At 47.1% G+C, this 11,834-nt stretch carries 14 protein-coding genes; all 14 read left to right on the top strand.

Annotated elements, in window-relative coordinates:
• Positions 1-8 precede the first annotated feature (8 nt).
• The 14 genes from OLMES_RS17560 (at position 9) to OLMES_RS17495 (ending at position 11,834) form a co-directional block, all read left to right on the top strand.
• Positions 9-542: a chemotaxis protein CheW gene (locus tag OLMES_RS17560; RefSeq protein WP_087462460.1), complete on the top strand. Its 534-nt coding sequence runs from the start codon at positions 9-11 to the stop codon at positions 540-542.
• A 17-nt stretch (positions 543-559) separates the two neighbouring features.
• Positions 560-1,438 carry a CheR family methyltransferase gene (locus OLMES_RS17555; protein WP_232465136.1) on the top strand — a complete coding sequence of 293 codons (879 nt, stop codon included), beginning with the start codon at positions 560-562 and terminating at the stop codon, positions 1,436-1,438.
• Positions 1,439-1,483: 45 nt separating this feature from the next.
• On the top strand, positions 1,484-2,119 hold the full coding sequence (gene cheD, locus OLMES_RS17550) for a chemoreceptor glutamine deamidase CheD (RefSeq protein WP_087462459.1): 636 nt from the start codon (positions 1,484-1,486) through the stop codon (positions 2,117-2,119).
• Between the two features lie 46 nt (positions 2,120-2,165).
• Positions 2,166-3,212, top strand: coding sequence for a protein-glutamate methylesterase/protein-glutamine glutaminase (locus tag OLMES_RS17545; protein ID WP_087462458.1), 1,047 nt, complete (start codon positions 2,166-2,168; stop codon positions 3,210-3,212).
• A 122-nt stretch (positions 3,213-3,334) separates the two neighbouring features.
• Entirely contained in the window at positions 3,335-3,640 is a 306-nt protein-coding gene (locus OLMES_RS17540) for an STAS domain-containing protein (RefSeq protein ID WP_087462457.1), read from the top strand.
• Positions 3,641-3,701: 61 nt separating this feature from the next.
• Positions 3,702-5,420: an ATP-binding SpoIIE family protein phosphatase gene (locus OLMES_RS17535; RefSeq protein WP_087462456.1), complete on the top strand. Its 1,719-nt coding sequence runs from the start codon at positions 3,702-3,704 to the stop codon at positions 5,418-5,420.
• A 58-nt stretch (positions 5,421-5,478) separates the two neighbouring features.
• Entirely contained in the window at positions 5,479-5,826 is a 348-nt protein-coding gene (locus OLMES_RS17530; RefSeq protein ID WP_157678362.1) for an Hpt domain-containing protein, read from the top strand.
• Between the two features lie 139 nt (positions 5,827-5,965).
• The gene (locus tag OLMES_RS17525) at positions 5,966-7,801 is read left to right on the top strand and encodes a flagellar hook-length control protein FliK (RefSeq protein ID WP_087462454.1); all 1,836 of its coding nucleotides are present in this window, start codon (positions 5,966-5,968) and stop codon (positions 7,799-7,801) included.
• 198 nt (positions 7,802-7,999) lie between these two features.
• Complete coding sequence (locus OLMES_RS17520) at positions 8,000-8,512, top strand: flagellar basal body-associated FliL family protein (RefSeq protein ID WP_087462453.1); 513 nt, start codon at positions 8,000-8,002, stop codon at positions 8,510-8,512.
• A gap of 31 nt (positions 8,513-8,543) precedes the next feature.
• The gene (gene fliM / locus OLMES_RS17515) at positions 8,544-9,554 is read left to right on the top strand and encodes a flagellar motor switch protein FliM (protein WP_087462452.1); all 1,011 of its coding nucleotides are present in this window, start codon (positions 8,544-8,546) and stop codon (positions 9,552-9,554) included.
• Entirely contained in the window at positions 9,535-10,035 is a 501-nt protein-coding gene (gene fliN / locus OLMES_RS17510) for a flagellar motor switch protein FliN (RefSeq protein ID WP_087462451.1), read from the top strand. Before fliM ends, fliN begins: the two co-directional genes overlap by 20 nt.
• A 74-nt stretch (positions 10,036-10,109) precedes the next feature.
• Complete coding sequence (fliO, locus tag OLMES_RS17505) at positions 10,110-10,754, top strand: flagellar biosynthetic protein FliO (RefSeq protein WP_157678361.1); 645 nt, start codon at positions 10,110-10,112, stop codon at positions 10,752-10,754.
• A gap of 2 nt (positions 10,755-10,756) precedes the next feature.
• A complete protein-coding gene (gene fliP, locus OLMES_RS17500; protein WP_087462449.1) occupies positions 10,757-11,500 on the top strand; it encodes a flagellar type III secretion system pore protein FliP in 744 nt (247 codons plus the stop codon).
• Between the two features lie 61 nt (positions 11,501-11,561).
• Positions 11,562-11,834: a flagellar biosynthetic protein FliQ gene (locus OLMES_RS17495; protein ID WP_087462448.1), complete on the top strand. Its 273-nt coding sequence runs from the start codon at positions 11,562-11,564 to the stop codon at positions 11,832-11,834.

Below are 11,834 nucleotides of genomic sequence, written 5' to 3'. Positions count from 1 at the left end.
GAACGATAATGCAGGATCAACAGAATGAAAATGCGGATGAGAATGATCTTCTCATCAGTGCTGCCGAGCCTACGGAGCAATATCTGACTTTCTTCATGGATAACGAAGAATACGGCGTTGATATTCTAAGCGTTCAGGAGATTCGTGGCTGGGAAAGTGCTACCGCTATTCCGAATGCGCCGAGCCACGTTAAAGGCGTCATTAATCTTAGAGGTACCGTGGTACCGATTATTGATTTACGACAGCGATTTGGGTTGAAGGAAGTGGAGTATGGTCCGACCACAGTTGTAATTGTGCTCAAAATCAGCAATCAGAAACAGGGGCAGCGGGTAATGGGAATCGTTGTTGACGCAGTATCTGATGTACACCAATTTAAATCCTCCGAAATTCAGCCCTCTCCGGAAATGTCTGAAAATGCCAATACGGCATATGTCAAAGGCTTAGGTAGCGTTGGAGATGAGATGGTAATTCTGCTCGACATCAGTGCAATGTTGAATGCCGATGACACCAAACCATTGTTGGGTGCAGTGACGCATCACTGAGAATCAGGGTGTTTGATGTGAGTGAAGTGCCAGAATATACATTAAGTCAACGCGAGAACTACGTCGCAACAGAGCAGCGTGAATTCCCGATGACTGACGCCAATTTTGCGCGAATTGCCAGCCTTGCCAGTGATCATACCGGTATCGTCCTGGGACCCCATAAGCGGGATATGATATACGGTCGTCTTGCCCGTCGGATGCGGGCTTTAAGGTTACAAAATTTTGACCAGTATTGTGATGTGTTGGCGCAAGATCGTTCGCCTGAGCTCAGTAATTTTATTAATGCCATTACCACAAACCTGACATCTTTTTTCCGCGAATCCCATCATTTCGAGTTTTTGCAAGATACGGTGTTGCCCCAACTGAAAATAACGAATCGAGCGTCCAAGCGTATCAGAATATGGTCCGCGGGTTGTTCTACCGGTGAGGAGCCCTACAGTCTATCAATCACGTTGAATGAATCTGTTGATCTTAAAAGCTGGGATGCCAAGATCCTGGCAACCGACCTGGATAGCAATGTCTTACAGCATGGTAGCAATGGTGTCTACGACATTCAGCGTATCGAGAACATGGCAGAAGAACGCAAGCGTAAGTGGTTTTTAAAGGACCCTCAACGGCCGGATGTTGTTAAGGTAAAACCTGTATTGCAGGATAGCATTCGTTTTAAACGCTTGAATTTGCTGGAGGCATGGCCCATGAAAGGCTCTTTTGATGTGATTTTTTGTCGTAATGTCGTTATTTACTTCAGCAAAGATACGCAACGGGTGTTGTTTGATCGCTATGCCGATATATTGAGTGATGGCGGTTATCTGTTTATTGGGCATTCCGAGACGTTGCACCGTGTAACTGACCGTTTCAGGTCTCTTGGGAAAACCATTTACCAGAAGATACGTTAACTCTCTTATCAATTTTGAGGCACAGAGTTGTCCAGAGATGCGCCTATGAATTCATCGTTTCAGTCACCTTCATTGGTAAGCGGATTTGAGCATATTAACCGCTATTTTGACAAGCGTATGCAGCTTCATGCAGCAAAGATATTGCCTGGCGAATTTTACGTCAGTTTGCATGGCGAGATGATTGTCACGGTACTGGGGTCATGTGTGTCCGCCTGTGTTCGTGATCGCGTCAAAGGCATCGGCGGTATGAATCATTTTATGCTGCCCATGCAAAGCGAGCACTCCAGTGAGCAGTGGGGTTCTAATGCGATTAGTTCGGCCTCCAGATACGGCAACTGGGCGATGGAATTTTTGATCAATGAAATTCTGAAGCAAGGCGGGAAGAAAGAAAACTTGGAAATCAAGGTGTTTGGCGGGGGGCAGGTGCTGAGCAATATGACCAACATTGGTCAACGAAACATTTCATTCGTAAAGTATTATTTGCAAAAAGAGGGGTTAGAAATTGTGGCGATGGATGCGGGAGGGTTGTATCCCCGGAAAGTGCTTTATTTTCCAGACACCGGCGCAGTTAAAGTCAGAAAATTACGAACCACGGCAAACGATACCATTCTGCAGCGCGAGAAAGCTTACATTGACAATATTATTAAGAAACCAAAAGAGGGTGAGGTTGAGCTGTTTTGAAACGAGAACTCTGGACTGTTGATTGGGTGAATTTCAGGGGCGCTGAATGACAAAGAAAAAAGTGCTTATTGTTGATGATTCGCAGCTCATCCGCTCAATTTTGACGGAAATAATAAATTCTGCGGGAGACTTGCAGGTTGTTGGGACTGCAATTGATCCCTATGATGCTCGGGAAAAAATAAAGAGTTTACTGCCTGACGTTATCACACTGGATATAGAAATGCCTAAAATGGATGGCATCTCGTTTCTTAAAAACTTGATGAGGCTCCGGCCCATGCCGGTGGTGATGATTTCTACCCTGACAGAAAAGGGCGCGCCTGCTACGCTTGAGGCGCTGGCGCTAGGTGCCGTTGATTATATCGCCAAGCCAAAAGCAAATGAGGCTAATGCGTTAAATGCTTACGCGAATGATATTATCGAAAAAGTAAGGGTCGCTGCGAACGCAAATGTCCAAGCGCCTACACGCAATACCGACCCTGGCAAGCAACCAAGATCGGGCGTGCAAATGGAATTCAGGAATGACGCCTGCATTGCTATAGGGGCGTCGACTGGAGGTACCGAGGCAATCAAAGAGGTATTGATGTCGATGCCAGTAAATTGTCCGCCGATTGTGATTGCGCAGCATATACCGCCAGTATTCAGTACGACTTTCGCTGAACGAATGAATCGAACCTGCGGGATAACGGTTAAAGAAGCGCAATCCGGTGATATACTTGCGCCAGGTATAGCCTATCTCGCGCCAGGGGATGATCACCTGCTATTGAAGCGGAAAGGCGGGCAGTATGTTTGTGAGCTGAGTAAGGCTGAGCCTGTAAATCGGCACCGTCCCTCGGTTGAAGTATTGTTTGATTCTGTCGCGTCCGTGGTCGGTGAAAAAAGTGTAGCGGCGCTGTTGACCGGAATGGGTGCAGATGGCGCGGCAGCATTACTGCGACTCAAGCAAGCCGGTGCATTCACAATTGCACAGGATGAGCAAACCAGTGTGGTCTGGGGGATGCCGGGTGTCGCGGTAAAATTGGGGGCTGCGGAAAAAGTTTTACCACTAAAGCAGGTGGGTCGAGCCTTACTTGGTCAGTGCCTGCAAAAAAAATAATACTTTTTTGGGCTTCAAGTTTGCTAAATTTATGATTTACTGTTTATTCTTTTAATATTGATAAATTGGGACGCGTTTGCGGTTTGGCCGCAAATTTTTTTCGTTAACGTTGGGGGACAGAAATGTCGATAAGCACGAGTTTGTCTGCGGACGGTGGTGTATTAACCATTAAAATTCAAGGTCGTTTTGATTTCAGCTCGCATCAAGAGTTTCGGGATGCATATGAAAGTAGTGACGACAATGTAAAGGAGTATGTTATCGATATGACTGAAGCAACCTACCTGGACAGTTCGGCGCTGGGGATGTTGTTGCTATTAAGAGATTTTGCGGGGGGCGATAGTGCTAAAGTATCGATTACCAACTGCAATCATGATGTTAAGAAGATTTTAACTATATCCAATTTTGAGCAGCTCTTCGATATAAAATAATAATCGTCCCGAAACGATTTCTTGATAGAGCAATTTGCACACAAATGGAACGTAAGATGTCATGGTGGAAGGTGAATCACTTAAGATTCTAATCGCAGATGATAACGACTCTGACCGAATGATTTTGCAGACGATCATTCGCCGTCAGGGGCATCAGGTTGTCACCGCTGTAGATGGACTGGAGGCTGTTCAGCTCTATGAGTCCGAATCACCGCAAATAGTGCTTCTGGATGCCCTGATGCCTCGCATGGATGGATTTGAAGCAGCGAGGATTATTAAGGAACTCGCGGGCGAGGAGCTGGTACCGATTATATTTCTCACTTCGCTTACCGATGCGGAATCCTTGGTGAAGTGCCTTGATGCTGGTGGCGATGACTTCTTATCCAAACCCTACAACAGAGTTATCCTGCAAGCAAAAATCAACGCCTTGAATCGTATGCGGGTCATGCATGCAACCTTGCAGGAGCAGCGAGACCAGATTGCCGACAACAATAAGCACCTGCTTCAAGAGCAGGAGGTCGCTAAAACTGTTTTCGATAACGTCGCCCACATGGGGTGTCTGCATGCGAAGAATATAAAGCATTTATTGTCGCCGCTTTCGGTATTCAATGGCGATGTACTCCTGGCGTGTCAGAAACCCTCTGGCAGTATGCATGTGCTTTTGGGGGACTTCACCGGGCACGGCTTACCTGCTGCAATCGGTGCGATGCCGCTTGCCGAAATATTTTATGGTATGTCCAATAAGGGATTTGCCATGACCGATGTGCTGCGTGAGATTAATCAAAAGCTCAAGCAGATTCTCCCAATAGGTTTTTTTTGCTGTGCCTGCATGATAGAAATTGATTTTCTTTCAGATGAATTGCAGGTTTGGATGGGAGGGTTGCCGAACAGTTTACTGGTGCGCAACAACGGTGAAGTCGAAGTTGTCAAGTCCAACCATTTACCTCTCGGGGTTTTGCCTAATGATCGCTTTGCGGTAGAAACGTACAAATTCGAGTTGAGCTACGGGGACCGGTTTTTTATGTGGTCAGATGGCATCATCGAATCTCGAAATACCAATGGCGACATGTTTGGCGAAGAACGCCTGCACGAAATTGTTTACAGCAATACTCAGCGAGAACAACTGTTCACTGAAATCCATTTCGGCGTTTCGGCATTTATCGGCGAAGGAACCCGTGATGATGATTTAACGATGGTTGAAGTCGGCATGATGCCGCGAGAAGAGTTAGGCCTTGATGAGGCGCACTTGAATGCGACGGGTTTGGTCGGTGCTAAAAACTGGGCGTTTAGCTATGAGCTTCGTTCAGAAACACTTAGAGAATTTAATCCGCTGCCATTGATGTTACATCTGACAATGGAAGTGCCAGGGTTACGTTTGCACAGTGGTTCGATCTACACCGTCATGGCGGAGCTTTTTTCCAATGCATTGGAGCACGGTATTCTAGGTCTCGACTCTAAACTTAAATCAACACCTGAAGGGTTTGCACGATATTACTCAGAGCGTGCTCGAAAGCTCGAAGGTTTGACTGATGACTGGATCAGATTTCAGATCGACCATAAACCGGATGGCCCGGGCGGGATTATTACAATCAAGGTTGAGGACAGTGGCCCGGGTTTTGATTATGGTAAATATGCTGACTATAAACTCGATCAAAACAAGAAATTTTCTGGTCGGGGTATTCCACTGTTGATGACATTGTGTAAAAGTGTAGATTTTAATGAGGCCGGTAATGCAGTAGAGGTCGAATATCACTGGCAACCTGAAGCGAAAGCAGGATAAGGCCGAATATCCATTCCTTCAGTAGCACAATAGTCGAATTTGGAAGAGGCAATGTATTTTGGGTAATATCGAACACGTAGACATGGGAGCAATTGCAGAGCTTAAAGAAGTGATGGAGGATGACTTCGGCATTCTCATTGAGACGTTTCTGAATGATTCTGTGGAAAGAATCGCGCAACTGCAAAGTACTCTGGATGCTCAGGACAGTGTTGAGTATGGTCGGGCGGCACATAGTTTCAAAGGGAGTTGCACTAATATTGGAGCGATTGCGTTATCTCAGTTGTGTCTACATGCTGAACAGCGGGGCAAAACCGGTGACCTTTCGGATGCCCCGGAAACACTGAAAGAAATTAAAGTCGAATTTGGCGTTGTAAAAACCATTCTGGAAGAACTTATCGCGAATTAACCTTTCATACATGTTTCATGATTCCCCTCAGGGTTGGGTCGTATTGGCCTGATTCATGCTTTAAACCCCTAAAATGACCTGATTAATACCTGATTACCGTTATTTTTGCCAAGAGTTGGGTTAGTGCATTGGGGGAATCATGAGCACAATTGATCTATCCTTAGACAACTTTCTTCAGAATAATATCAATTCAAGTAACCGTGAGCGTTTTATGGGACGTTCTCAAGGTATTGAATTTGCGGATATTTTAACGAAACAGTCCGAACAGGTTAATCTTCGGACCAATGCCGATAGACCGCATAATGATCCGCGATCACGACGCAATAATGTTGAGCCAAGTAGTGAGGCAAATCCTGCCCATGAGCGGAAAAAATCTTCCGCTACCGGAGATCGTGATCAGGGCCGATCGAATGGAGTTAAAGGTCGTGATGAAACTCACCGCACCGATAAGGCAAATTCAAATCAAACGGACAAAAATCAAGCTAAAGTATCGAGTCAACGGGATGATTCTCGGCAAAACGAGGTCAGCAATGATGCCGGAGTGGAACCTGAACAAACGGACCCGCAATCGGTTTCAAATACGGATGCTGAGCATGCAGGAAGTGATGGTGTCGCATCCAGTAGCGCTCCGGACGAGGGGGGTCTAGAACAACAGAGCAAGCTCGTTGCAGATAATCTACCGGAGCAAGCGACAACCGAGATAAATACCGCAGGTTTGTCTGGTGAAGACCTGCAAATCACAACCCAGAGTTTGAATGATGAGGCTCAGCCTGGTATTCCATTGAAAACTGGAGTTGTTGATGGGCAAGGCCAACCTGCTGAACCGGATAGCCCGGTGTTCGCTGAGGGGCAGGTTTTACCGGGTAGCCAATCCCATGCGGCCGTATTGAGCCCGGTAGCAGAAGGCGAGTCGTCTACGCAAGGCATGACCCATTCTGTGGATCAGAACGTTGGAACGATCGTGCCTGGCAGTGTTGGTTCGATACCGATAGGGGGTGGGGACACGACTTCAGCAACTGCTGAGCGTTCGGCATTGATGGGTGATGCTCAGGGTAGCGAGACGGCAGTGGTTGGAGTGTCTTCAACAACAGCTAATACTGTTGTGCGAGGTTCAGACGGCAGTTCGCAAAATCAAAGTGTTCTGAGTGCAACGACAACGTTATTTGATGAAACTCTGGAGGTTGATGTTGGCCCTAGACCTGGCATCCAGACACAGGAAAGTGGCGCAAAAGTAGGGGGGGCTGCTGGTGTCGTGGCTCAGGGGGCTGTTACAAGCCAGGCTTCGACCTTGGATGTCGGTGTGGGTGATGACGCCGCTCAGCAACAAATGATGCGTAATCTGCGTAATAATCAGGTTATGGAAGGTATGCGAGCGAGCAATGATCTCGGGACTGGCGGAGAGAAGTTTGATACGACATTAAACAAAATCATGGAGGGCGTCAGCGAATTGCGCAGTGGGGCGGCAGACTCGCGTCTGCCGCAAGCTCAGATTCGTGAGACTCCGGGATTGAAAACCTACACGACATCAGTACCCTCGGCTTTGGGTGAGCCTGAATGGAATAAAGATTTCGGGGAAAAACTGGTCTGGTTGACGAATCAGAAGATACAGTTTGCCGAGATACACCTGAATCCTGCAGATATGGGGCCGATTGAAATCAAAATTCATATGCAAAACGATCAGGCGAATATTGCAATTGTAAGTCAGCATGCTTCTGTGCGTGATTTGCTGGATATGAACGTGGCGCGTTTACGGGACATGCTGGCTGATAGCGGGGTGAACCCTGGAGATGTTGATGTTTCAGATCAGTCTGCTCAACAGCAAGGACAAGCTCGTGATGGCGAACAGTCTGGTACTTCGGGGCAAGCCGACAGTTCCGCTTCGGGGGATGATGTAGATATGGCTTCGAGTCTGGATGGTGCCCGAACTCAGGAAATCAGTAGTGATGCTGTGAGCTTGGTGGATTATTATGCATAGTGTGTTTTAACTGGCCTGTTCTATTTTATCTCCTCCACAAACGGGCACAGTTTGCTACACTCACTATCAAGTGGTCTCAATTATTCAGGCTAACTCGTTGAAATTATATTAACTTGGAATGGTAGTTCACCGTTGAAATGTCTTTTTTGATGAGCTTACTGTGGCTACAATTACCAGCGCAATTCATAGGAATGATATATGGCTGAAAAAGGCAAGGCAGCAGCTGAAGGCGATGCCGCCGAAGGGGGAAAGTCAAATAAAAAATTGATAGTGATACTCGCGATTGTGGTGTTGCTGTCGATCGGTATATCTGTTGGCGTTACCCTGTTTTTCCTGTCCGGCAATGATAGTACCGACAACGTTGAGGAAACGCCTTCCGAACCCGTTCAGAAAACGGCTTTGTACACTGAGTTGAAACCGCCATTTGTGGTGGCTTTGAATGTAGATAACCGGCAGCGATATTTGCAAATTTATGTTTCGATCATGAGTCGGGATCAAGGTGCTTTAGATACCCTTGATCAGCACATGCCAGTGGTTCGTAGCAAGCTAATTGCGTTGTTTAGTGGTCAGGATTTCATGCAGCTCCAGACAGGTGAGGGCAAGCAGGCCTTGCAGGATGCGGCGCTGGACGTTGTTACAAACGTGCTGGATCAGGAGGGGGCCTCTGGCAGTATAGAAAAGGTTTTGTTTACTAATTTTGTCATGCAGTAACTTATAGTCATGCAGTAACTAGAGAATCGCCGTGCAAGATTTATTATCCCAAGACGAAATTGATGCGTTACTTCACGGTGTCGATGATGGAGATATCGATACCGAGGAAGATGTTGATGAAACGGGGGTCAAAATTTATGACCTTGCCAGTCAGGATCGGATCGTTCGTGGGCGGATGCCCACGCTTGAGATGATAAACGAGCGCTTCGCCCGATATACCCGGATCAGTCTCTTTAACTTGCTTCGTCGAAATGCAGATGTTGCAACGGGTGGTGTCCAGATTTTGAAGTTTGGTGAGTACATCCACACTCTCTATGTTCCCACCAGCTTGAACCTGGTAAAAATCAGACCGCTGCGGGGGACTTCTCTGTTCATTCTGGATGCCAAGCTGGTTTTCAAATTGGTCGATAATTTTTTCGGTGGTGATGGCCGCCATGCAAAGATCGAGGGGCGGGAATTTACGCCAACCGAAATCAGAATTGTGCAGATGGTGTTGGCCCAAGTGTTCATAGATATGAAAGAAGCCTGGAATGCCGTGATGAAAGTTGATTTCGAGTATATTAACTCAGAGGTTAACCCGGCTATGGCCAATATTGTCAGCCCGAGTGAAGTTGTGGTTGTGAGCACGTTCCACATCGAATTGGACGGTGGAGGAGGCGATATGCATGTTGCAATTCCTTACTCTATGATTGAGCCCATTCGGGAAGTGCTTGATGCGGGTGTCCAGAGTGATGTTGATGATGTTGATGAGCGTTGGATCACTGCATTGCAAAACGATATTATGGATGCCACTATTCCCATTAATGCCACTGTAGCCCGCCGTAAAATATCACTACGTGAACTTTCCGAATTGCGTCCGGGGGACGTGATACCCGTCGATTTAAATCCGAATATTACGATAACAGCCAACTCTGTACCTGTGTTGAAGGCTAACTTAGGCTCCTTGAATGGTAACCTTGCCTATAAAATCATTGGTAAAATTGATCGTCAGTCCGCACATAATTTGAGTAAGGTAGGGTCCGATGTCCGACATGAAAAATGATGACTCAGAAATGAGTGATGACGAGAAGCTGGCCGCTGAGTGGGCTGCAGCAATGGAAGAAGGTGAGCCGGATCAGTCAAATGTAGATGATGAGTGGGCCGCCGCGATGGCTGAAGCAGAGGCTGCCGATGCGGATTCGACTGCCGAAGATGACATGAAAGCCGCTCCCCTTGAGAGTTTTGATGGTCACCAGCAACCCGTTGCGTCTGGCGTACCCGGCCAGCCTGATCTTGATGTGATACTCGATATACCGGTCACCATTTCCATGGAAGTTGGAAATACGCAAATCGCAATTCGAAACCTTTTACAGCTCAATCAGGGGTCTGTTATAGAATTGGATCGCCTGGCAGGGGAGCCTTTGGATGTATTGGTTAATGGAACGCTTATCGCCCACGGAGAGGTTGTGATGGTGAACGAAAAGTTCGGAATTCGTCTCACTGACGTTATAAGTCCTTCTGAGCGCATTAAAAAGTTGCGTTAATGATGACCTGCCACCGACCCAGTTGGTATTGTTATAGCTGCCTTACGCTCTTTGTGGTGTTGAGCTTGTGTTCAATGTTTGTCTCAATTGCGCATGGTGAAAGCAGTACCGCGCTGTTGCCAGGTTCAACGGAATCTGGACTGAAGGCTGTAACAAGTAATTCTGAACGCATTGCCCCTAATAAGGCTGACCCAGAACAAGCCGGTTCAGAACACACTGGTTCAAAACAAACTGGTTCCGTGCAAGTTGATCCTGCACCGCCTCAGGGGACCGGTGGCTCAGGGAAGCGTATTTTTGAACGGCCGGAACGGGATACAGGGGCAGCAGTGGGGCAGATGGTTCTTGGTCTTCTGGTTATTCTTTTGCTTATTTTCTGTCTCGCCTGGCTCGTGCGCCGCTTTGGCCGATTCACGCCCGGGCTATCTCCCAAGATGAAAATAACCAGTGTGGTTCACGTGGGAAACCGAGAGAAAGTTGTGCTTTTGGACGCGGGAGGAAAATCTTTGTTGCTTGGCGTTACAGCGCAGCAGATTAACGCGTTGCACGTTTTTGAACAGGGTGATTTCAACCACGGTGATGAGCCTGCGCGTACTCAAGCGGGAGTGTCGGAGTTTGCTGTTAAGCTTCAATCTTTGATGAAAGTTCATCGCAATGCAGAAGCACCGCGCGACGAAGCATCTCGACCCGCCAATCAAGTCGATTCCCAAAATGAGCCATAAGGATGAGTAGATTGCTAATTATGCTTGGGCTGCTCCTGTTGAGCATGTCCCAAGGCGTCTGGGCGGAAATTCCCGGTATCCCGGCAGTGCAATTGATTACCAATGAAGATGGTACGCAGGAGTACTCTGTCACCCTGCAAATTCTCGGCGTAATGACCGCGCTGACCCTAATCCCTTCATTTGTGATGATGATGACTTCATTTACCCGTATCATCATCGTATTCTCGATTTTGAGGCAAGCGCTAGGGCTTCAGCAGGCACCCAGTAATCAGATTGTCGTCGGACTGACGTTGTTTCTGACCATATTCATTATGACGCCAATTTTCGAGGAAGCGAATAGAGTAGGATTACAGCCTTATTTGAATGAGGAGCTCCCGGCAGTTGAGGCCGTTAAAGCCGCTTCACTACCGTTTCGGGAATTCATGCTGGCACAAACCCGGGAGGATGACCTGGACATGTTCGTACAGATCTCGGGCCAGAAATTTGCATCGGTTGATGATGTCTCATTCTGGGTGCTGATGCCGGCCTTTGTTACCAGTGAGTTGAAAACGGCATTTCAGATCGGGTTTATTATTTTTATCCCCTTCCTGATCATCGATATGGTGGTTGCCAGTGTTTTGATGGCAATGGGGATGATGATGCTTTCGCCGATGATTGTTTCGTTACCCTTTAAAATAATGCTATTTGTGTTGGTAGACGGGTGGACATTGATTATCGGTACACTCGCTTCCAGTTTTGCGATTTAAAAAAGCTCAAATTATAACAGTCTATTTTTTGTTCTATACCCATTAACAGTGAGAGCGCGTCATGTCTGCAGAAATGATGATGATCGATACCATGCGGGAAGGATTGTTTCTGATTGTGGTGCTGGTGACGCTGATTATTACGCCGAGTTTAATCGTGGGCTTGATCGTGAGTGTGTTTCAGGCTGCGACATCGATCAACGAGCAGACCTTGAGCTTTCTGCCGAGATTATTGATCACAATATTGCTGCTGGTGGTTGCGGGGCCCTGGATTATGCAGAAGTTGGTTGATTTTACCCGTAAAATCGTGATGGATATTCCCGGTTTGATTGGCTGA

Origin of the sequence: Oleiphilus messinensis, assembly GCF_002162375.1 — a bacterium.
In the GTDB taxonomy this organism is placed as follows: domain Bacteria; phylum Pseudomonadota; class Gammaproteobacteria; order Pseudomonadales; family Oleiphilaceae; genus Oleiphilus; species Oleiphilus messinensis.
The sequence above is the reverse complement of the archived record's forward strand: the minus strand, read 5'-3'. Positions and strand labels throughout refer to the sequence as shown.

Coding starts and splice junctions, on each gene's coding strand:
- OLMES_RS17520 (WP_087462453.1), top strand. CDS start 8,000: ATGGCTGAAAAAGGCAAGGCAGCAGCTGAAGGCGATGCCGCCGAAGGG.
- cheD (WP_087462459.1), top strand. CDS start 1,484: ATGAATTCATCGTTTCAGTCACCTTCATTGGTAAGCGGATTTGAGCAT.
- OLMES_RS17545 (WP_087462458.1), top strand. CDS start 2,166: ATGACAAAGAAAAAAGTGCTTATTGTTGATGATTCGCAGCTCATCCGC.
- fliO (WP_157678361.1), top strand. CDS start 10,110: ATGTTTGTCTCAATTGCGCATGGTGAAAGCAGTACCGCGCTGTTGCCA.
- OLMES_RS17525 (WP_087462454.1), top strand. CDS start 5,966: ATGAGCACAATTGATCTATCCTTAGACAACTTTCTTCAGAATAATATC.
- OLMES_RS17540 (WP_087462457.1), top strand. CDS start 3,335: ATGTCGATAAGCACGAGTTTGTCTGCGGACGGTGGTGTATTAACCATT.
- fliP (WP_087462449.1), top strand. CDS start 10,757: ATGAGTAGATTGCTAATTATGCTTGGGCTGCTCCTGTTGAGCATGTCC.
- OLMES_RS17560 (WP_087462460.1), top strand. CDS start 9: ATGCAGGATCAACAGAATGAAAATGCGGATGAGAATGATCTTCTCATC.
- OLMES_RS17535 (WP_087462456.1), top strand. CDS start 3,702: ATGGTGGAAGGTGAATCACTTAAGATTCTAATCGCAGATGATAACGAC.
- OLMES_RS17495 (WP_087462448.1), top strand. CDS start 11,562: ATGTCTGCAGAAATGATGATGATCGATACCATGCGGGAAGGATTGTTT.
- fliN (WP_087462451.1), top strand. CDS start 9,535: ATGTCCGACATGAAAAATGATGACTCAGAAATGAGTGATGACGAGAAG.